This window comes from [Enterobacter] lignolyticus SCF1 (assembly GCF_000164865.1).
GTDB classification, from domain to species: domain Bacteria; phylum Pseudomonadota; class Gammaproteobacteria; order Enterobacterales; family Enterobacteriaceae; genus Enterobacter_B; species Enterobacter_B lignolyticus.
Genome location: NC_014618.1, coordinates 4,238,787 through 4,260,235 on the forward strand (window position 1 = coordinate 4,238,787; position 21,449 = coordinate 4,260,235).

18 protein-coding genes are annotated in these 21,449 nt (G+C 57.5%); 11 read left to right on the forward strand and 7 right to left on the reverse strand.

What is annotated here, in order from left to right:
- Window position 1 precedes the first annotated feature (1 nt).
- On the reverse strand, window positions 2-3,778 hold the full coding sequence (gene tamB, locus ENTCL_RS19670; protein ID WP_013367901.1) for an autotransporter assembly complex protein TamB: 3,777 nt from the start codon (window positions 3,776-3,778) through the stop codon (window positions 2-4).
- Window positions 3,775-5,508 carry an autotransporter assembly complex protein TamA gene (gene tamA / locus ENTCL_RS19675; protein ID WP_013367902.1) on the reverse strand — a complete coding sequence of 578 codons (1,734 nt, stop codon included), beginning with the start codon at window positions 5,506-5,508 and terminating at the stop codon, window positions 3,775-3,777. The genes tamB and tamA overlap by 4 nt, the downstream gene beginning before the upstream one ends.
- Window positions 5,509-5,726: 218 nt before the next feature.
- Between tamA and msrA the strand changes: the two genes are divergently transcribed.
- Together msrA and paeA are read left to right on the forward strand one after the other, a co-directional pair.
- Window positions 5,727-6,368, forward strand: coding sequence for a peptide-methionine (S)-S-oxide reductase MsrA (gene msrA / locus ENTCL_RS19680; RefSeq protein ID WP_013367903.1), 642 nt, complete (start codon window positions 5,727-5,729; stop codon window positions 6,366-6,368).
- A 157-nt stretch (window positions 6,369-6,525) separates the two neighbouring features.
- Window positions 6,526-7,866, forward strand: a complete 1,341-nt coding sequence (gene paeA / locus ENTCL_RS19685; protein WP_013367904.1) for a polyamine export protein PaeA — start codon at window positions 6,526-6,528, stop codon at window positions 7,864-7,866.
- Between the two features lie 77 nt (window positions 7,867-7,943).
- Here the strand turns inward: paeA and ENTCL_RS19690 are convergent, their stop codons facing one another.
- Window positions 7,944-8,150, reverse strand: a complete 207-nt coding sequence (locus tag ENTCL_RS19690) for a DUF1107 domain-containing protein (RefSeq protein ID WP_003856054.1) — start codon at window positions 8,148-8,150, stop codon at window positions 7,944-7,946.
- Between the two features lie 321 nt (window positions 8,151-8,471).
- Between ENTCL_RS19690 and ENTCL_RS19695 the strand changes: the two genes are divergently transcribed.
- From ENTCL_RS19695 to ENTCL_RS19705, 4 genes are all read left to right on the forward strand, one after another.
- The gene (locus ENTCL_RS19695) at window positions 8,472-9,029 is read left to right on the forward strand and encodes a YtfJ family protein (protein WP_013367905.1); all 558 of its coding nucleotides are present in this window, start codon (window positions 8,472-8,474) and stop codon (window positions 9,027-9,029) included.
- A gap of 97 nt (window positions 9,030-9,126) precedes the next feature.
- The gene (locus tag ENTCL_RS19700; RefSeq protein ID WP_013367906.1) at window positions 9,127-10,311 is read left to right on the forward strand and encodes a M20 metallopeptidase family protein; all 1,185 of its coding nucleotides are present in this window, start codon (window positions 9,127-9,129) and stop codon (window positions 10,309-10,311) included.
- Between the two features lie 147 nt (window positions 10,312-10,458).
- On the forward strand, window positions 10,459-10,839 hold the full coding sequence (locus ENTCL_RS23990) for a hypothetical protein (protein ID WP_238981834.1): 381 nt from the start codon (window positions 10,459-10,461) through the stop codon (window positions 10,837-10,839).
- Window positions 10,734-11,903, forward strand: a complete 1,170-nt coding sequence (locus tag ENTCL_RS19705; protein WP_238981830.1) for a sodium:solute symporter family protein — start codon at window positions 10,734-10,736, stop codon at window positions 11,901-11,903. Before ENTCL_RS23990 ends, ENTCL_RS19705 begins: the two co-directional genes overlap by 106 nt.
- 15 nt (window positions 11,904-11,918) lie before the next feature.
- Here the strand turns inward: ENTCL_RS19705 and cysQ are convergent, their stop codons facing one another.
- Window positions 11,919-12,659, reverse strand: coding sequence for a 3'(2'),5'-bisphosphate nucleotidase CysQ (gene cysQ / locus ENTCL_RS19710; RefSeq protein WP_013367907.1), 741 nt, complete (start codon window positions 12,657-12,659; stop codon window positions 11,919-11,921).
- A gap of 192 nt (window positions 12,660-12,851) precedes the next feature.
- Here cysQ and ENTCL_RS19715 point away from each other — a divergent pair, with 192 nt between their 5' ends.
- Complete coding sequence (locus ENTCL_RS19715) at window positions 12,852-14,795, forward strand: bifunctional 2',3'-cyclic-nucleotide 2'-phosphodiesterase/3'-nucleotidase (RefSeq protein WP_013367908.1); 1,944 nt, start codon at window positions 12,852-12,854, stop codon at window positions 14,793-14,795.
- A 39-nt stretch (window positions 14,796-14,834) separates the two neighbouring features.
- Here the strand turns inward: ENTCL_RS19715 and ENTCL_RS19720 are convergent, their stop codons facing one another.
- Window positions 14,835-15,230 (reverse strand): winged helix-turn-helix transcriptional regulator, encoded by a 396-nt coding sequence (locus ENTCL_RS19720; RefSeq protein WP_013367909.1) that lies wholly within the window; start codon window positions 15,228-15,230, stop codon window positions 14,835-14,837.
- A gap of 84 nt (window positions 15,231-15,314) precedes the next feature.
- On the opposite strand from ENTCL_RS19720, the gene ENTCL_RS19725 reads away from it, so the two are divergent.
- The 4 genes from ENTCL_RS19725 to ytfE all read left to right on the forward strand — a co-directional run bounded on the left by ENTCL_RS19725 (window position 15,315) and on the right by ytfE (window position 18,853).
- Window positions 15,315-16,163 carry an SDR family oxidoreductase gene (locus ENTCL_RS19725; protein WP_013367910.1) on the forward strand — a complete coding sequence of 283 codons (849 nt, stop codon included), beginning with the start codon at window positions 15,315-15,317 and terminating at the stop codon, window positions 16,161-16,163.
- 68 nt (window positions 16,164-16,231) lie between these two features.
- Complete coding sequence (locus ENTCL_RS19730) at window positions 16,232-17,056, forward strand: AraC family transcriptional regulator (RefSeq protein WP_013367911.1); 825 nt, start codon at window positions 16,232-16,234, stop codon at window positions 17,054-17,056.
- Between the two features lie 73 nt (window positions 17,057-17,129).
- Complete coding sequence (locus tag ENTCL_RS19735) at window positions 17,130-18,104, forward strand: DMT family transporter (protein ID WP_013367912.1); 975 nt, start codon at window positions 17,130-17,132, stop codon at window positions 18,102-18,104.
- Window positions 18,105-18,190: 86 nt separating this feature from the next.
- On the forward strand, window positions 18,191-18,853 hold the full coding sequence (ytfE, locus tag ENTCL_RS19740; RefSeq protein ID WP_013367913.1) for an iron-sulfur cluster repair protein YtfE: 663 nt from the start codon (window positions 18,191-18,193) through the stop codon (window positions 18,851-18,853).
- A 77-nt stretch (window positions 18,854-18,930) separates the two neighbouring features.
- Here ytfE and cycA read toward each other — a convergent pair whose 3' ends face one another.
- Window positions 18,931-20,340: a D-serine/D-alanine/glycine transporter gene (gene cycA, locus ENTCL_RS19745; protein ID WP_013367914.1), complete on the reverse strand. Its 1,410-nt coding sequence runs from the start codon at window positions 20,338-20,340 to the stop codon at window positions 18,931-18,933.
- A 304-nt stretch (window positions 20,341-20,644) separates the two neighbouring features.
- Window positions 20,645-21,265 carry a BamJ family beta-barrel-assembly machinery protein gene (fklB, locus tag ENTCL_RS19750; protein WP_013367915.1) on the reverse strand — a complete coding sequence of 207 codons (621 nt, stop codon included), beginning with the start codon at window positions 21,263-21,265 and terminating at the stop codon, window positions 20,645-20,647.
- Between the last annotated feature and the right edge of the window lie 184 nt (window positions 21,266-21,449).

Genomic DNA, 21,449 nt, shown 5'->3' on the forward strand with positions numbered 1-21,449 from the left:
GCTAAAACTCAAACTGATAGAGCAAATCGAGTGCCTGGTCGATACCAGACACCGCTTCCAGATATAGCTTAGGCATCAGGCGGTAGCGTAGCGTGAGCGTTGCCAGTGAGTCAAAAATACCCACGCCATACTTCACCTGCAGACCCGGCAGTACATAGCCGCTGACCACCACCTGCGAGGAGTCACCGACCCCCTGGGTGTCCAGCGCCAGATTGCTTACGCCAAACGTCTCGCCGATTTTACCCACAACCTGCCCACTTTGTGCAACCCCCAGGCCAACAAGCATTGAGGTCATCGCGGCGCCATCGCCCTGCTGGCTGTCGAGCCCCTGGCCGCGAAGCAGGTAGGAAAGCGCTTCCTGCTGCGACATCGCCGGGTCAGAGAAGATCTCCGCTTTCGGCTGATCGGCGGTGCCGGTGACGCGTACGCCGGCGATCACGTCGTTTTCCGTCGCGTCCGGGTTGCGGATCGCTTCGATATTCAACAGCGGCTGATCCGGCGGGCCGGAGAACAGCAGGATCCCTTTACGCACAATCAGATCCTGACCATAGGCGTGGAAACGCCCTTCCGGAATATTGATTTGTCCGTTCAGCCCCAGACCCTGCTTATCCTGCGCCACCTTCAGGTCGCCCGTCAGGCGCGCCTTCAGCCCAAAGGCCTCCAGACGCACGTTGTTGCCGACGTGAATCGTCAGGTTGCTGTTGATCGGAATCGGCGCGCTCTGCGTATGGATGGGCTTGAGATTTTTATCCAGCATCACCACGTCGCTGGAGACGCCGACCGCGCTTTCCGGCACATCATGCACCACAATTCGCGCCCAGGGAATATCCACGTTGCCATCCAGCGTGAACAGGCTCGGCGTGGCGGTAAAGACCACGTCCGGCGACACGTCCAGGCGCACCATCGGCGGAACGGTGATCCGCACCCGGCTGCCTTTGGCCGCCACCCGCGCCCGCCAGTTGTTGAGCTGGCTCCAGTCGGCGTCGCCGCTGAGGTTAATTTGCCCCTGTTTGGTTCGCACCACGCCCTGCAGCGTCGAGCGCGTCCCGTTAAAGGTCATGGCAATCTGGCTTGGCTGCATGTCGAACGGCATAAAGTTGCCGTCCACATCGATGCCGTTGAGCTGCATCTGGCCGAACATCTGCGGGCTCTGAACGTCGCCGCCCAAGCGCAGGTTAGCGCTCAGCGTACCGGCCGCCTTTTCACCGCGGGAGAAGACAGGGTTTATCATCGCCAGCGAGAAGTTGCGGATATTGACGTTGCCGCCCAGGCTGCGGCGGCCCTGCGGGTCGGTCACCTGCAGCTGGCCATCGAGCTGGCCGTTGTTGCTCAGGCGGATAAGCCAGCCGAGCTCCGCGCGGTTGTTATGCAGGTCTGCGCTGAGGTTGAGCGTGTCGAAAGCCACCGGCAGCGGCGCATCGTTCACCGTCTGCGTCACCTTCACGTTGTGCCCGGAGAGCGTCACTTTCCCCTGCGGCAGGCCCGGTTTGCGGGTATCCCAGCTCACATCCGCGTTGCCGCTGAAGACGCCGCTGGCCTGGGTCGCTTCCGGCAGGAACGGTTTCACCATCGCCAGGTCGAAACGGTTGAGGTTCACCACCGCGCGACCTTCGGCGCCCGCGTCAATGGTCTGCGGCACGCACAGCTCCGCGTTCGGGTTGTTCCAGCAGTGCGGCCCAATGCTGATTTTCTTCTCAAGGTTGCGGTAGTCCAGGGCGATAGGACGGTTGAGCGACCACGGCCCGACCGGCGTCTGGAATCGGGTATTGCTGAGCGCCCCCTTCCAGCGCTCCTCCTTACGCGAGAAGCTACCGGCAAGATCGAGCTGGCCGGATACCGGCTCGCCCTGAATGCGCAGCTGCAGCTGATGCTGCGCCTCGCTGCCTTTGGCGTTGAGGGTCACCAGGCCGATGTTGACGCCCGGCTGCGCGATGCGCTCGACGCGAACGTCGAGGTTCCCGGCGATCTGGTCGGTGGATTTGATATCGCCGTTAACCCGTACCTGGGCGACCGAGAGCTCTTGCCAGCGCAGCCCGCGCGCGGTGATATCCGCCAGCAGCTGCGGGGCGTCCACGGTGCCGCGGACCTTAATAAGCCCCTTCGCCGTACCGCCCAGCCCCGGCAGGGCGTTGTCGAGGTTTGGCGCGTCAATGGCGGCGTCGAGGTTAAGATCTTTAGCGCCAAGCTCCCCTTTCACGTCGGCGCTGTTGCGCCCAAGCTCCAGGTGCAGCCCGGGGATCGTCCACTGCAGGTAGCTGTTGCCCTTCAGCGCCCCCTCGACGTTGACCTTGTTCTGCTTCACGTTGCCGGTCAGCTTGATTTCCGGAACGTCGACCTGCCAGCTGCCGCCGTAGAGGCTGCCGCGGGTTTTGATCAGGCCATTGAGCTTCGACGGCCAGTCCGGAATCTCTTTGCCGGTATTGATGCCGTTCAGCGTCAGCTCGCCGCGCCAGCTGATGGCCTGCTGCCAGTCGAGCAGCGCCTTCAGCTCGGTTTTCCCTTCCAACGCCGCGACGGTGAGCTTATCGAGGTTCAGTTGCTGCTCATTGCCTTTCGCATCCAGCGTGATGGTCGCGGGCGGAACGCCCTGCCCCTTCACCGCGGCCGCAAACGCCAGGGTGTAGTCGGTCATTTTGCCGCTCAGCTTGAGCGCCAGATTATCGGCCTGAAACTGTTTTTCGCCGGTAAACGGCCAGTACAGCTGCTTGCTGGTGACCTCGAGGCTGAGCGGCAGCCCCGCCTGCGCCAGTTCGGCCTGCGCCCGCAGAGCGACATCCACCGGCCCGGACAGATTAATGCCGACATCCAGCCGATTGCGCACCTCGCCGCCGACCTTCATGCCGATCTTTTCGCCCTTCAGCGGATCGATATTCAGGGTGCTGTTCAGCGTCAGGTTTACCGGCCAGCTGTCCTTCAGCGTCGCCGTGCCGCTGGCGTTCACGCTCCCCTGGCTTGAGTCGATATCCAGCGCGTCGAGCTTCATGTCGCCATCAATGCTGCTCACCTTCAGCAGCATCTTGTACACCGTCAGGTCGCTATCGCCGGTCAGGCGCAGCTGCTCGCCGCGAAACGCCTCGATATTCAGGTTTAGCGGCAGATGGACATCGGCCATTTCCGGCAGCACCGGCTTTGAGAACAGATCTTTCATCGTCTCGCCGAGCGTTTTTTCCTGCGGCTGCGGATGCGCAATCTTCGGCTCAACGACCTGCTCCTGCGCCACGCTCGCCGCCTTCGGCAGCGCAATCAGCAGCCCCTGCAGCGCGGTGGGCGTCAGCGTCAGGTTCTTCTCCTGCCAGCGCAGGCCGGTGGAGAAATCCATCACCGACACCGTGGTGCTATCAATCCTGACGTTGACGTTATCAAGCGCCACCCGGCTCAGGACAATCGGATACGGCGTAGACAAATTCAGCGGCCCGCTGTTGGTCTCGGCAACCGGCGCCGACGGCGGCATCTTTTTGCTGTCGATGACGACGTTCACATCCTTGAGCGAAATGTCGTCAACGCACAGGCTGCTTTTCCACAGGCACTGCGTTTTTACCGCCAGATGAAACTGCCCGGTATTGACCGCGACGCCCGGCTGCGTATAGCGCAGATCCTTGAGGGTTAAATCTTTCCAGCCGCCGCTCACCTGGCCGATGGACAGCCCCGGCACCCAGCGGTCGGCGGCCTTAAACAGCAGATGCAGGCCCGAGGAGGTGCCGATCAAAAAGGCGACGATGCCCAACAGCAGGACGATAAACGCCAGTACGCCGAGGCTTATCTTCTTCCATAAACTCATAATTCAGGCCCCAGACCGATGTAAAACTGCAAACCGTGCACCTCTTTATCGCCAACCGGCGCCGCGATATCGAATTTCACCGGCCCGATGGGCGACGCCCAGCGCACGCCAACGCCCGCGCCGGTCTTGAAATCGCTGTTGCGGAAATCGTCCACCGCTTCGCCGCTGTCGACAAATACCGCGCCCCACCACTTGCCGCTCACGTTGTACTGGTATTCCAGCGAGCCGGTCGCCAGCTTCGAGGCGCCGGTCAGCTTGCCGCTGCTGTCTTTTGGCGAAATGGATTTGTACTTATAGCCGCGGATACTGCGGTCACCACCGGCGAAGAAGCGCAGGTCCGGCGGCACTTTGTCGAAATCCCCGGTCTCAATCCAGCCCAGGTTGCCGCGAATAACGAAGCGGTGCTTATCGTAGAGGGTGCGAATCCAGGTGTTCTGCGCCTGAGCGACAATAAAGTCCACATCGGAACCCCAGGCGGTGTTCGAGTAGTCCACCGAATAGCGCTGGGAGTCGCCCCAGGTCGGCATCAGGCCGCCGCGCGAGCGGGTGCGGCTGACCATCACCCCGGGATACAGCAGCATGGTGGTGTTGGTGACGTTAGCCTGGGTAAAGTGGTCGAGGCTCCAGCGCAGGTTAATGGCGCGCTGCCAGCCGCTGGAAAGATCCCAGTAGCGGGATGCGCCAAGCGTGGTGGAGTCTGACTTGGTGTCGTTTAAATCGGTGCGCTTAAAGCCGCCCTGCACCAGGTAATACTGCTCCAGCGGGTTTTTCAGCAGCGGCATTTTATAGGTGAAATCGAACTGCTGCTCCGGCCCCGACAGGCTGATGTCGGTACTCAGGCTGTGGCCGTAAGAGTTCATCCACGGCTTTTTCCACGAGGCTTTAACCCGCGGCCCCACATCGGTGGAATACCCCACCCCGGTCTCAATGGTGTTTTCGGTGCGCGGAGACATCACGCCGTGCAGCGGCAGCACCTTGGTGTCATGCGCTTTATCGAATTCCGGCGCCACCACTACCGAGTTAAACCAGCCGGTTGCCGACAGGCGGCGGTTCAGCTCCGCCAGATCGGCGGACGTGTAATAGTCGCCCGTTTTAAAGGGCACAAGATTTTGCAGGTACTGATCCTGAATCTGCGAGCCTTCGAAGGTGACGTCGCCAAAGCGATAGCGCTGGCCGCTGTCGTAGTCGATATCCCAGAACGCCTGGTGCCGGTCGAGCGAGATGCCGAGCTGGCTCTTTTTGAACTCACTGTCGAAATACCCTTTGCGCAGCGAGATGCCGGACAGTTCGCTTTTGAAATGGTCGTAATCGCCCTGGTTTAGCACGGTGCCGATGGCCGGACGCTGCTTCAGGAGGGCAAGATAGTCACGATCGTCGCGCGCGCCGCCGCGTAAAATGACATCGGTGCCGCCAATTTTTATGGGTATCCCCGGCGTGACATGCACGACCAGCACCTGGCGCCCTTTAGCCGGCGGCGGCTTCAGATCAAAATCAATGGTGGGCTCATAATAACCCAGCGCTTTTAGCCCTTCCCGAATGGCGTCATCGACACGCGCACGGAAACGGCGATCGGGTGTCACTTCGTCGCTTTGAATGGTCGACAGCTGAGCGCGGACGTTTTTTTCCAGCTCGCCCGAGAGCCCCTCGACCTGTAAACGGATGTCTGCCGCTCCGGCAACCCCGCTGACCAACAGTAAACTGGCCCAACATAACTGGCGAATTTGTGGCACGTTTTCTCCCAAATATCCTTGTTTCCACCCCACCGGAAACACAAATGCCGAACCTTGGCTTAACATAAACTCAACAGCTGTGGTTGAAAAAGCAACTTCTGTTCAAATATTTCTTATGTTTTATATATAACTCAATACATATTCGTCGTATTTATTGTGTTAAAAGACGCGCAACATGACAACCTTAACCACAATTTCCGCAGACCGGAGGCCACATCGTGGGCTTATTTGATAAAAAACAGACGATTTCAGCGTCTGATGCGCTGCCAGGGCGCAACACGCCAATGCCCGTCGCCACGCTACATGCCGTGAACGAACACTCCATGACCCACATCCCGGAGGGGATGGAAGTGGCGCTGTTCGCGATGGGCTGCTTCTGGGGCGTGGAACGTTTGTTCTGGCAACAGCCGGGCGTGTACAGCACCGCCGCAGGCTATACCGGCGGCTATACGCCAAACCCCACCTACCGTGAAGTATGTACCGGAGAAACCGGTCATGCCGAAGCGGTGCGCGTGGTATATGATCCAAACGTGATCGGCTACGAAAAATTGCTGCATCTGTTCTGGGAAAACCACGATCCGGCGCAGGGTATGCGTCAGGGCAACGATCGCGGTACGCAGTACCGCTCAGCGATTTATCCGCTGACGCCGGAACAGGACCTCGCCGCCAGAGAAAGCCTTGCACGCTTTCAGAATGCGATGCGCGCCAGCGGCGACGCGCGCGCCATCACCACCGAAATTGCGCCCGCGAAGCCGTTCTATTACGCCGAGGACGATCACCAGCAGTATCTGCACAAAAACCCGTACGGATACTGCGGAATTGGCGGTATTGGCGTGTGCCTGCCGCCGGAACAGGGCTGAAACGCTAAAAAGTTAACCTGCTGGCAGGTTTACAGTTCCTTACGCTATAATAATCCCCGAAATCGCCGGTCCAGCGCCTCGGACCGGTTTTTTAGTGTTCTCACACAATTAATCAATTATCCCTTCCGAGGATCTGGCCACAACAGCCAGAGAAGATATGTTAAACAGTATTTTAGTAATACTCTGTCTCATCGGCGTCAGCGCATTTTTCTCAATATCAGAAATCTCGCTTGCCGCCTCACGTAAGATCAAACTGAAACTGCTTGCCGATGAAGGCAATGAGAATGCGCAGCGCGTGCTGAAAATGCAGGAAAACCCGGGCATGTTCTTCACCGTGGTGCAGATTGGCCTCAACGCGGTCGCTATTCTCGGCGGTATCGTCGGCGATGCGGCGTTTTCGCCGGCGTTCCACGGCGTTCTCATCAACTACATGTCTGCCGAACTGGCGGAGCAGCTGAGCTTTATTTTCTCCTTTGCGCTGGTCACCGGTCTGTTCATTCTGATTGCCGACCTCACCCCGAAACGCATCGGTATGATTGCGCCAGAAGCCGTGGCTTTGCGTATCATCAACCCGATGCGCTTCTGCCTGTTCGTGTTCCGCCCGCTGGTCTGGTTTTTCAACGGCATGGCGAACCTGATTTTCCGTGCCTTCAAGCTGCCGATGGTGCGTAAGGACGACATCACCTCCGACGATATCTACGCCGTGGTGGAAGCGGGCGCGCTGGCGGGCGTGCTGCGTAAGCAGGAGCATGAGCTGATTGAAAACGTGTTCGAGCTGGAATCGCGCACCGTGCCGTCGTCAATGACGCCGCGTGAAAATATCGTCTGGTTCGACCTGCACGAAGACGAGCAGAGCCTGAAGAACAAAGTGGCGGAACATCCGCACTCGAAGTTCCTGGTGTGCAACGAAGATATTGACCACATCATCGGCTACGTCGACTCAAAAGATCTGCTCAACCGAGTGCTGGCGAATCAGAGCATGGCGCTGACCGGCGGCGTGCAGATCCGCAATACGCTTATCGTGCCGGACACCCTGACGCTCTCCGAAGCGCTGGAAAGCTTTAAAACCGCCGGGGAAGACTTCGCAGTTATCATGAACGAATACGCGCTGGTCGTCGGTATCATCACGCTGAACGACGTAATGACCACCCTGATGGGCGACCTGGTCGGCCAAGGGCTGGAAGAGCAGATCGTCGCGCGCGATGAAAACTCATGGCTTATCGATGGCGGTACCCCCATCGACGACGTGATGCGCGTGCTGGATATCGACGAGTTCCCGCAGTCCGGCAACTACGAGACCATCGGCGGCTTTATGATGTTTATGCTGCGCAAGATCCCTAAACGCACCGACTCGGTGAAGTTTTCGGGCTACAAGTTCGAAGTGGTGGATATCGACAACTACCGCATCGACCAGCTGCTGGTGACGCGCATTGACAGCAAACCGACGCTGCTGACGCCGAAACTGCCTGATGCAGAAGAGAAAAAGGGCGCGGCATAATCCCGCGTTCTGAAAACGTTAACGGCTCCCGATGGGGAGCCGTTTTTTTTTACGGTTACTGCATAGCACGTTGTTGGTTATGCCATCTCAGTCTGCAGACGCATAACCTGACGGTTGACCTCGGACATCACAGACAGATGCTGCTTATCCTTCACTTTCGGGATAAGGATTTTCCCCTTATCAAACTCAAAAGCGCCCACGTCCTTGATGTATAACCGTCCACGGAACAGGATCTTCACGTACTTCGCCACCTGAAGCGGGTTGTAGCGTTGGAAAATTTTCATTGTTGTCTCCTGCTTAACATCTTACGCCCTTGCGGTACCACATTCGGTCCAACGTTCCGGGGCGCAAAAATTAACGCACTAAAACTATAGTCCAGAACTACTGAGTTACCCAGTATGTATAAGTTTATTTACCTTTTGATGACAGTAATTCAGAATTTTCGTTTCAGACATACGCTAAAGGCAGTATAAGTCTTCATTTTTCCGTGGATATGTGCGTTCGCCCGCAAAGTGGCATCGCGATTGCGGGTAAAGACGATAATTCGCACTTATGATTAAAACGGACCAAGTGGTCGGATCACCTGCATAAAATAAGGAAACACCATGACCCTACGTAAGCTGATGGCGATCTCATGCCTGCTAATGCCGCTGATGGCCTCCGCTCATAACCTTGAAACCGGCCAGCGCGTGCCGCCTGTCGGTATTGCCGATCGCGGCGAGCTCAATCTGGATAACGATAAGTTTAGCTACAAAAACTGGAACAGCGCGCAGTTGCCTGGCAAAGTGCGAGTTGTGCAACATATTGCCGGGCGAACGTCAGCAAAAGAGAAAAACGCCAACCTGATTGAGGCGATCAAAGCGGCCAAATTCCCGCATGACCGCTATCAGACCACCACGATAGTCAACACCGACGACGCCATTCCCGGCACCAGCATGTTTGTCCGCAACAGCATCGAGAGCAATAAAAAGCTCTTCCCCTGGTCGCAGTTTATCGTCGACAGCGACGGGCTGGCGCGTAAAGCGTGGCAGCTTGATGAGGGAAGCTCAGCGATTGTGGTGCTGGATAAAGACGGGAAAGTCGAGTGGGTCAAAGACGGCGCCCTGACCAAGGCCGAGGTGCAGCAGGTGATCGCCCTGCTGCATAAGCTGCTGATGCCATAGAACAGATTAAAAACCAGGGTTCTGTGTAATAGCGTGAATCCTGGATCATCTTTTGCAGACTCCATTGTTTTTCACTCGTGTGGATAACAACAGATAAATGCAAGACCATCTAATAGCTCAACAGGTAATTCAGTGGCGCAGGGCATTGCATCAGCGTGCTGAGCTTTCTCACCAGGAATATCAAACGACGGCGTATCTTATTACCGAGCTTCAGGCTTTTCCCGCACTAACGCTGTACCAGCCGTCGCCGACAGGGGTGATTGCGCGTCTTCAGGGTTCCTTACCGGGTCCGGTCATCGGTTTGCGGGCAGATATTGACGCGCTTCCCTTACAAGAACAAAGTGACAGCCTTTTTAAGGCGTATCAGTACAATACGATGCACGCCTGTGGACATGATGCCCACAGCGCCATGCTGATGGGTACGATAAAAGCACTATGTGAACGCCAGGAGTCGCTGGCAGGCGAGGTGTGGTTTATTTTTCAGTGCGGAGAAGAGATGTCGCCGGGTGGGGCAAAAGCGCTTGTGGAGTCCGGCCTGTTAGATAACGTATCCTGCTTTTTTGCCCTGCATGTTCAGCCCGATTTGCCTTGTGGGAAAATCACGATAAAACCCGGCATTGCTACCGCCAATCGCGATACGTTTCACATGACCATACAAGGACAGGGGGGCCACAGCGCCATGCCGCACCAGTGTCACGATCCGCTGGTCGCAAGCGCCGCGATAGTGAGTCAGATTCAGTCTATTGTGTCCAGGGAAGTGGACCCGCGCGAAATGGCGGTTATCTCTGTATGCAGCCTGAAAAGCGGCGACGGCACTACAGCACGCCTGCCTGATAGCGCAACGTTATGTGGTACCGTTCGTTCTTATACAACAGAAGTCCGTGAAACGGTGAAAGCGGCCCTGCGGCGCGTCTGTCAAATGACCGCGCAATCCTGGCATTGCCAGGGAGACATTCACTTTGATGCCTGGGATTACAGCGCAATCATCAATGATGAAACGTTGAGCCGACAAGCATTAGACGCTGCAGCGACGATTTTCGGCCAGGATAATACAATTCAGGCGACGCAAGCAATGTGCGTTGGGGAGGATTTTTCCGAATACCGGGCGATTGCGCCGATCTGTTTTGCCTGGCTCGGCGTTGGCTACCCCGACCGTCATAATTATCCATTACACCACGCCTGCTTTGACCCCGATGAACAAGCATTTATTTTCGGCGTACGCTATTACCTTGCAATTATAGAAAAAATGACGGCAACCCGTACCCCGCCCCATCACCATTAACTTGAGAATATCATTATCAATATGAGTGATTTTTTATCATTATGAGCTAAAAAGCGTGACTAATTTCTCGTTTATTTTTTCATGTCATCTTAATTTACTGGCATGAGAATTGAACAAACATTGTTTTCATCGTAAAAGGAGAAAACAATGGAACACAGGACAATTATATATATCATTATCGTATTATATATGTTAGCGATGATTGGTATTGGATTATATGCGAAAACAAAAATAAAAAATGCTGAAGATTATCATCTCGCCGGACGACGACTTGGTCCAGTCATGCTGGCAGGGACGCTGGCGGCAACAGAGATCGGCGGCGGTAGCTCAGTAGGCGTCGCGGCTAAAGCCTATGGCGCCTGGGGCTATCCGCCGGCTGGTATGTGGTCGCGACAGGTTTGGGTATTTTCCTGGTATCGTTTATTGCACCCTATATGCGCCGCACAATGGCGACAACCGTTCCGGAAATTATTGGCCGGCGATATGGTCGAAGTAGTTACCTCATCACAACCTGTCTCTCTTTATTAGCATTAGTGGCGCTAGGTGCAGCGCAAATTACCGCAACCGCTACCATTGTCCACGTACTCACCGGATTTGATACCCGTTACGCTATTATTATTTCTGGTGTCGTTGTCGTGTTTTACACCTGGATTGGCGGCATGTGGAGCGTAACGCTGACGGATTTCGTACAGTTCTTTTTGATTATTTTTGGCTTCGCTATCGCAATTCCGGTTTCGCTTTCCGTACTGGACGGAGGCTGGAATTTTGTCGTCACTCATATCCCTGACACCCAGTTTGATATTACCCGCCTGGGCTGGAAAACAATTATTGGTTTGACCGTCATGTACTTTATGACCTTTTCCACCGGACAAGAAGCCGTACAACGCTACTACTCAGCACGTAATGAACGGGTCGCGATCGGCGGCTCTCTGCTATGCAGCTTATTTATGGCGATATACGCCTTTATACCCGCCATGCTTGGGCTGATCGCGCTGGCGGCGTTTCCTGATATTGAACCCAATAATGCGCTAGCGACCGTTTCAGTGAATTTATTGCCACCGTTAGTCTCCGGCTTATTACTCTCTGCGGTCATTTCCGCAACGCTGTCCAGCGCATCTGGCGACCTGCTAGGGGCAGCCAGCATCTATGTAAAAGATATTCATGAACAATATTTTCAGACAACAGAAGCAACACGCTCCCTGGAAATGAGCCGCTGGGTCGTATTGGTGGTTGGCGTTCTCTCCATCCTTATCTCGTTATGGAGCGGAGAGATCATCGGTCTGCTAATATTCGCCTTTACATTACGCGCCACCGGACCTTTTGCCGCCTATCTCTTCGGCCTGCTGTGGGAAGGCGCAACCCCAAAAGCGGGTCTGTGGTCGATTATCTTTGGCGCTCTGGCGGGGCTGGGATGGCAGCTGGCCGGCGAGCCATATGGCATTATGGCCATCATTGCCGGTTCACTGGTTAGCGTCATAACATTCCTACTGGTGGCGTGGAGCGAACGCCGGATGGGGGTGCCAGCTGCGCCCTCGGCTTATCTGGATGCAGAAACGCCTCCCGCTCCCCAGCACGAGGCTGAAGAGCGATAGCCCACTGCTCGCGACTCAGTAAATCGACACCCGAAAACCGGGGTTCAGGAAGGATTCACGCGGCGTATAGTCAAGGGTTCTTCCCTGCCAGTCGTGAACATGCGCCCCGGCCGCTACCGCCACGGCATGCCCCGCCGCGGTGTCCCAGACGTTGGTCGGCCCAAAACGCGGGTACAGCTGGGCCTGCCCTTCCGCCACCAGGCAGAACTTCAGCGATGAGCCTATCGACGTCGTCTGGTGGTCTCCCAGCTGCTGGAGGTACTCTTTAAGCTCGTTATCGGCGTGGGAGCGGCTTATCACCACCAGCGGCGGGCGGGCGTCGCGCACCCGAATCTGCTTACGTATGCCGCACTCTTCTTTCCACGCTTTGCCCTCATGGGCGCTGTACATCATCTTCATCACCGGCGCATACACAACGCCGAGCACCGGTTTTCCCTTATCAATCAGGGCGATATTGACGGTAAATTCGCCATTGCGCTTGATAAACTCTTTTGTCCCGTCCAGGGGGTCCACCAGCCAGTACTGCTGCCAGTGCTGACGCACCTCCCAGCCAGGAGGATCCTCTTCGGAAAGCACCGGAATATCCGGCGTCAGCGCCTTTAACCCGGCCACAATCACCTTATGCGCGGCGATATCTGCGGCGGTTACCGGAGAATCGTCAGCCTTGCTGGCGACATCCATTGGCGTTGCTCCATCGTAGACCTGCATAATGGCATCGCCCGCGCTCCGTGCAAGCTGACATACATGTTCTAGCATTCTCCACCTCGCTGTTGATGGCAGTGGCGTTAACTCGTTGTTTTATTTATATCCTATCGCGGTCAATTCCGCTATCTGTGAAGCATTAGCGATTTCCCGCCATCAATTTCTGTCATGCTTCACACTTCTGTAAGCAACAGGATGTATACACTTTTTTCTTTTGTGCACCCGATCGATAAAAGGACGCCTCTGATGATTAAGTTTAGCGCAACGCTCCTGGCCACGCTGATCGCCGCCAGCGTGCAGGCCGCGACGGTAGATCTCCGCATCATGGAAACCACCGACCTGCATAGCAACATGATGGATTTTGACTATTACAAAGACAGCGCTACGGAAAAATTCGGTCTGGTGCGTACCGCCAGCCTGATCAACGCCGCTCGCCAGGAGGTGAAAAACAGCGTGCTGGTGGATAACGGTGACCTGATTCAGGGCAGCCCGCTCGGCGATTATATGGCGCACAAGGGACTAAAAAAAGGTGAAATCCATCCGGTTTACCAGGCCATGAACACCCTCGACTACGCGGTGGGCAACCTCGGCAACCACGAGTTCAACTACGGCCTCGACTTCCTGCGCAAGGCGCTGTCCGGCGCGAAGTTCCCGTACGTCAACGCCAACATCATTGACGCCAGAACCGGCCAGCCGATGTTCACGCCTTACCTGATTAAGGAGACCCGGGTCGTCGATCGGCAGGGTCAAACGCAAACGCTGAAGATAGGCTATATCGGCGTGGTGCCGCCGCAGATAATGACCTGGGATAAAGCCAATCTGAGCGGCAAAGCGACGGTTAACGACATCACCGAAACCGTCCGTAAGTACGTCCCGCAGATGCGCGAAAAAGGCGCTGACCTGGTGGTGGTAGTCGCCCACTCCGGGCTTTCCGCCGACCCTTATCAGACGATGGCGGAAAACTCCGTTTATTACCTGAGCCAGGTGCCGGGCGTGGACGCCATCCTGTTCGGCCATGCGCACGCGGTCTTCCCGGGCAAAGACTTCGCCAGCATCAAGGGGGCTGATATCGAAAAAGGCACCCTCAACGGCGTACCCTCGGTGATGCCGGGCATGTGGGGCGATCACCTTGGCGTGGTCGACCTGGTGCTGAACGATGACGGCGGCAAATGGCAGGTGGCGCAGTCAAAAGCCGAGGCGCGCCCGATCTACGATACCGCGGCGAAGAAATCGCTGGCGGCGGAAGATGAGAAGCTGGTGAAGATCCTTAAAACCAGCCATGACGCTACCCGCGCCTTCGTCAGCAAGCCTGTCGGCAGATCGTCGGATAATATGTACAGCTACCTGGCGCTGGTGCAGGACGACCCGACGGTCCAGGTGGTGAATATGGCGCAGAAAGCCTATGTGGAGCATTTTATTCAGGGCGATCCGGACCTTGCAAACCTGCCGGTGCTCTCCGCAGCGGCGCCGTTTAAGGTCGGCGGACGTAAGAACGACCCGGCAAGCTACGTGGAAGTGGAAAAAGGCCAGCTCACCTTCCGCAATGCCGCCGATCTCTACCTGTATCCGAACACCCTGGTGGTCGTGAAGGCCAGCGGTAAAGAGGTGAAGGAGTGGCTCGAATGCTCGGCCGGGCAGTTTAACCAGATAGACCCGAACAGCGGTAAGCCGCAGTCGCTGATCAACTGGGACGGTTTCCGGACCTATAACTTCGATATTATCGACGGGGTCAATTACCAGATAGACGTCAGCCAGCCTGCCCGCTACGACGGCGAATGCCAGATGGTGAACCCGCAGGCGGAGCGTATTAAACAGCTGACCTTTAACGGCAAACCTGTCGATCCTCAGGCCACGTTCCTCGTGGCGACCAACAACTACCGCGCCTACGGCGGCAAGTTTGCCGGCACCGGCGACAGCCATATCGCCTTTGCCTCGCCGGATGAAAACCGTGCGGTGCTGGCGGCGTGGATTGCCGAACAGTCGAAGAAAGCGGGCGCTATCCACCCGGCGGCGGACAATAACTGGCGCCTGGCACCAATCCACAGCGCCCAGCCGCTGGACGTGCGCTTTGAAACCTCGCCGTCGGCAAAGGCCGCCGCGTTTATTAAAGAAAAAGCGCAGTATCCGATGAAAAATGTCGGTCAGGACGAGATTGGCTTTGCGGTATATCAGGTGGATTTAAGCAAATAAATGCAGGCCGGGGGGCTATCGCCTGCCCGGCCCGTTTTCTCAGGCCATACTGCCTTCGCGCTGCTCGCGATTCGCCAGCACCTGCGGCAGGTTCAGCTCAATCCAGTCGGCCAGCGCGGTCACCTTCTCACTCACCTGCTCGCCAAGCGGCGTCAGGCTATACTCCACATGCGGCGGCACCACCGGGTAAGAGACCCGGTCGATAAAGCCATCCTGCTCCAGCGCCTGCAGCGACTGCGCCAGCATCTTTTCACTGACGCCGCCCATTTTACGCCGCAGATCGCTAAAGCGGTGCGTACCGTCGCGGAGCGCCACGAGGATCAGCACGCCCCAGCGGCTGGTCACATGCTTCAGCACGTCCCGCGAGGGGCACTGTTCGGCGAACAGGTTGCCGTCGCGCATCTGTTCGCTCAGGGTCGGATTGGCCATACTCATACTTACCTTTTTGTACGTACTTACTAAAAGTTAGTTAAGGTGATAGCGTAGCACAACATCAGACAAACACGAAGGAGTCATCCCATGATCGCGATTACCGGCGCTACCGGCCAGCTTGGCCAGCTCGTCATTCACCACCTGCTGAAAACCCATCCGGCGAAGACTATCGTCGCCATTGTCCGCAATCCGGCGAAAGCCCAGGCGCTTAGCGAACAGGGCGTTCAGGTTCGCCAGGCCGACTATCGCGATGAGGCGGCGCTGACCGCGGCGCTCGGCGGCGTGGATAAACTCCTGCTCATCTCTTCAAGCGAGGTCGGGCAGCGCGCGGCGCAGCACCGCAACGTCATCAATGCGGCGAAAGCGGCAGGCGTCAAATTCATCGCCTATACCAGCCTGCTGCATGCGGATACCTCCCCGCTTGGTCTGCACGTCGAGCACGTGGAAACGGAAAAAATGCTGGCGGCATCCGGTATCGCCCATGCGCTGCTGCGCAACGGCTGGTACACCGAAAACTACCTCGCCAGCGCGCCGTCGGCCATTGAACACGGCGTGTTTATCGGCGCGGCGAAGGACGGGAAAATCGCCTCGGCGACCCGCGATGACTATGCGCAAGCCGCGGCGCGGGTGGTGGGCGAAGAGGGTCACGCCGGTAAGGTGTATGAGCTGGCGGGCGATCGCGGCTGGACGCTCAGCGAGCTGGCGGCGGAGCTCAGCAAACAAAGCGGTAAGCCGGTGGTCTATCAGAACCTGAGCGAAGCGGATTTTGCCGCCGCCCTGAAGGGCGTGGGCCTGCCCGCCGGGCTTGCCGATATGCTGGCGGATTCCGATACCGGCGCCGCCAAAGGCGGGCTGTTCGACGACAGCCATACCCTGAGCGCCCTGATTGGCCGCCCAACCACCGCGCTTGCCGACAGCGTCCGCACCATTCTGTAACGGTTATTTTTGTGGCGGACCCGCGGGTCATCTTCGATAATGTGAAGGCTACCCGCGGGAGGTGACCGGTGCAGGGCGTTCCAGAGCAGTTTATTGACGAAAGAGATTGCGCAAGCTTCCGCCATCTGGAGCATCTGCCGGGGGTGGAGCTTTATCACGCCCATATTTCCCGTTACGCCTTTGAACCGCACACCCACGAGGCGTTCGGCATCGGCGCGATTGAGCTTGGCGCCGAGCGCTTTCGCTATCGCGGCACGCAGTACGTCGCCCCGGCCTGCTCGGTCATCACCATGAACCCCGACGAACTTCATACCGGCGAGGCGGAGACCGCTGACGGCTGGCGCTACCGCATGGTTTATCTGGAGCCTGACCTCCTCGAAGAGGTGACGGGCACCCGCCACTGGTGGTTCAGCGACGTCATGCGCCGGGACGCGGCGCGCAGCGGGCAGCTTTGCCAGCTGATCTACGGGCTATGGAATACCGACGACCCGCTGGCGCAGAAAGGGCTGCTGCTGGATCTTATCGACACCTTTCGTCCGTTCGCCCGCCATGCTCAGCAGCGCGCTGAAGCCGCACACCGCTTTGCGCGCGTGCGGGACTATCTGCACGATAACTATATGCGCGCGCTAACCCTCGACGAGCTGGCGGGCGTGGCGTCGCTCAGCCCCTGGCATTTTCAGCGCCAGTTTAAGGCCCAGTACCACGCCACGCCGCACCAGATGCTGATGGCGATTCGTCTGTGGCGCGCCAAAGCGTTCCTCACCCGCGGTATGCCCGCCGCCGAAGTCGCTGCGGCTACCGGCCTGGTCGATCAGTCCCACCTGACCCGCGCCTTCACCCGCCGCTACGGCATTACCCCGGTACGCTATCAAAAACAGGTTGTCCGGCGCTAATGCGCAATCTCGTACAATACGCCGCGTGGACCCGCTTTCTACACTGCGTCCGTTTAACAACGAGGGGCGGAAAATGATGAGCGGCGTGCTGTATGCCCTGATGGCGGGGTTGATGTGGGGGTTAATTTTTGTCGGGCCGCTGATCGTGCCGGAATACCCGGCCGTATTGCAGTCGATGGGGCGCTACCTGGCGCTGGGTCTGATTGCGCTGCCGCTGGCATGGTTTGGCCGCGCGCGCCTTAAACAGCTGCGCGGACGCGACTGGCGCACGGCGCTGTCGCTGACCCTGGCGGGCAACCTTATCTACTACGTGTGCCTCGCCAGCGCTATCCAGCGGTCGGGAGCGCCGGTATCGACGATGATCATCGGCACGCTGCCGGTGGTGATCCCCGTTTTCGCCAACCTGCTCTACAGCCAGCGCGACGGCAAGCTGCCGTGGTCGCGCATGGCGCCCGCGCTGGCATGTATCGCGGCTGGACTGCTGTGCGTCAATATCGCCGAACTGCGTCACGGGCTGCCGGGATTCAGCGGGTGGCGCTACGGCAGCGGCATCGGGCTGGCGCTGGTTTCGGTGGCCTGCTGGGCCTGGTATGCGCTGCGCAATGCGCGCTGGCTGCGGGAAAACCCGGACAAACATCCAATGGTATGGGCGACCGCCCAGGCGCTGGTGACGCTACCGGTTTCTCTGCTCGGCTATATCGCCGCCTGCCTGTGGATCGGCGCCCGCGACGTCGTATTTCCTTTGCCCTTCGGCCCGCGCCCTGAGGTGTTTATCACGCTGATGCTCACGATCGCCGTGTGCTGCTCATGGGTCGGCACGCTGTGCTGGAACATCGCCAGCCAGCGCCTGCCGACGGTCATTGTCGGTCCGCTTATCGTTTTCGAAACGCTGGCGGGGCTGCTTTACACCTTCCTGCTGCGCCAGAACCTGCCGCCGCTGCTGACCCTCAGCGGGATTGCGCTGCTGGTCGCGGGCGTCGTCATGGCGGTTCGCGCCAAACCGCAGCCGACTCGCCTGCAGGCGCTGGAGCGCGATACGGCAAAATAAAACGCCTGATATCCGAAAGGGGTATTCCTTTACCTTAAAGATGCATTTAAAATGCATCTTATATTCTTACTGATGAGGTAACTGCGATGGCCTACCGTGATCAACCCCTGGGCGAACTGGCGCTCTCTATCCCCCGCGCCTCTGCGCTGTTTCGTAAATACGATATGGACTACTGCTGCGGCGGTAAGCAGACGCTGGAGCGCGCGGCGGCGCGTAAAGAGCTGGACGTCGCGGTGATTGAAGCTGAGCTAGCGCAGCTTGCTGAGCAGCCGGTAGAGAAAGAGTGGCGCACAACGCCGCTGGCGGAAATTATCGACCACATCGTGGTGCGCTACCATGACCGCCACCGCGAGCAGCTGCCGGAGCTCGTGCTGCAGGCAACGAAGGTCGAACGCGTTCACGCGGATAAACCGAACGTGCCGAAAGGGCTGACCAAGTATCTGACGATGCTGAACCAGGAGCTCTCCAGCCACATGATGAAAGAAGAGCAGATCCTCTTTCCAATGATCAAGCAGGGGATGGGCAGCCAGGCCATGGGGCCTATCAGCGTGATGGAAAGCGAGCATGACGAGGCGGGCGAGCTGCTGGAGGTCATTAAGCACATCACTAACGGCGTAACGCCGCCGCCGGAGGCCTGTACCACCTGGAAAGCGATGTATAACGGCATTAACGAGCTGATTGACGACCTGATGGAACACATCAGCCTGGAGAACAACGTTCTGTTCCCGCGTGCATTAGCCGGGGAATAACGAACGCCCGGTGGCGCTACGCTTACCGGGCCTACAGTCCGTAGGCCGGATAAGCGCAGCGCCATCCGGCAAGCCGGTTAGCGCATACCGGCCATGCGTTTCTTACCGATAAACAGCCAGCCCAGCCCCAACGCGACGAACCACAGCGGCGTAACGATCAGCGCCTGGCGGGTATCGTCCTCCAGCGTCAGCAGCACCAGCACGAACACAAAGAACGCCATGCAGACCCAGCACATCAGCTTGCCCCACGGCATCTTATAGACGGATTTCTCATGCAGGTGCGGACGGTTTTTGCGATACGCCAGGTAGGAGCACAGAATAATCGTCCAGACGAACATGAACAGGATTGCCGATACGGTGGTGATCATGGTGAACGCGCCGATAACGCTCGGGTTCACGTAGAGCATCACCACGCCGCCGAGCAGGCAGATACAGGAGAAGGTCAGCCCTTTCGCCGGTACCGCGCGCTTAGACAGCTTCGCGAACGCCCTCGGCGCTACGCCTTCCTGCGCCAGACCGAACAGCATACGGCTGGTGGAGAACACGCCGCTGTTGGCCGAAGAGGCCGCCGACGTCAGCACCACGAAGTTAATCAGGCTGGCGGCCGCCGGCAGGCCGACCAGAACGAACAGCTCAACGAACGGGCTCTTCGTCGGTACGACCGAGTTCCACGGCGTTACGGACATAATCACGATCAGCGCGAAAACGTAGAACATGATGATACGAATCGGGATCGAGTTGATAGCGCGCGGCAGCGACTTCTCCGGATCTTTGGTTTCCGCCGCCGTGGTGCCGACCAGCTCAATGCCCACAAAGGCGAAGACCGCTATCTGGAAGCCGGCAAAGAAGCCGCTGAGGCCTTTCGGGAACCAGCCGCCGTCGTTCCACAGATGGGTGAACGAGGCTTCAACGCCGGTTGGCGATTTAAAGTGCATCAGCACCATCACCAGGCCGACGACGATCAGGCCAACGATGGCGACGATTTTGATCATCGCAAACCAGAACTCCATCTCACCAAACATTTTCACGGTGGCGAGGTTCAGGCTCAGCAGCAGAACGACCACCGTCAGCGAGGCGACCCAGTCGGACAGGCCGGGGAACCAGAACTGCGCATAGGCGGTAATGGCGACCACGTCGGCCATGCCGGTCACCACCCAGCAGAACCAGTAGGTCCAGCCGGTAAAATAGCCCGCCCACGGGCCTAACAGATCGGAGGCGAAGTCGCTAAATGACTTATATTCGAGGTTTGAGAGCAGCAATTCGCCCATTGCGCGCATCACGAAAAAGAGCATAAAGCCGATGATCATATAGACGAAAATGATCGACGGCCCGGCAAGGCTGATGGTTTTGCCCGAGCCCATAAACAGCCCGGTACCGATCGCGCCCCCAATGGCAATAAGCTGAATATGGCGGTTAGTGAGGTTTCGCCGTAGCGAATGTTCGGTCGTTACCTCTTCTGCGGCAGCGACTTTGACCTGATCTACCATGTGATTTCTTCCTGTTGTTCCTGTTGCGTTGTGTTGTGCAGGCTCTACGGCCTTTTTGTCATGATCCTTGTACAAGGATGCATCGATATTAGGTAAGAATCGGCGGGATGAATACTATGAAATGAATATAATGTTAATTTATTGTTTAAAGTGAGTGTTATATCACTCTGATAACGCGAATCAGTTCACAAAAATACACTGACCGCGCACTTTTGCAAGATAAAATAGCAATTGTTGTAAAAAGTAAGGGTTTTACGCTGTTTTTTTTCATCCTCTCCCGTCTCCGGGAGAGGAATCAGCCAAATTACAGAATTTCGAGCAGCTCAACGTCGAAAACCAGCGTGCTGAACGGCGGGATGGACGCGCCAGCGCCGCGCTCGCCGTAGGCGAGGCTATGCGGAATGGTCAGCTCCCATTTGGAACCAACCGGCATCAGGGTCAGCGCTTCGATCCAGCCCGGGATAACGCCGTTAACCGGGAATTCAGCCGGTTCGCCGCGCGCAACGGAGCTGTCGAACACGGTGCCGTCAATCAGCTTACCGGTGTAGTGTACGCGGACATGGTCGGTACGGGCCGGGATAGCGCCGTCGCCCTGAGTGATAACGCGGAACTGCAGACCGGACTCCGTGCTGTTGACACCCTCTTTCTCACGGTTTTCTTCGAGGTACTTCACGCCGTCCGCGGCCATCGCCTGGAAACGTTCGCGACGTACCGCATCAGCGCGTTCGTGGATCTCGCGCAGCGCGCGGTGTACGACGTCAACCGGCACCTGCGGCTGTTTGCCTGCCAGCGCGTCGGCAATACCGGCAACCAGTGCTTCTGGCAGCAGGCCTTCCAGACCGGATTCGCTGAGTTGTTGTCCTACCTGGAGGCCGATACCGTAACTGGCCTGAGCTTCAATGGTGTCAAAAGTCGGGGTTGCCATGCTCTTTCCTTTCATCGGATGTAAATCAGCGGGCAGCATAGCAGTCCGACCGCGTCGGGTAAAACTTTGTCGCAGGGAGGATGACAAATCGCAGGGAAACAGAAACAATAGGAATAACCTGCACTGACGTCACGAAAGCGGGTATTATGACGAACATCATAGCGTTAGACATCTATACTCTATG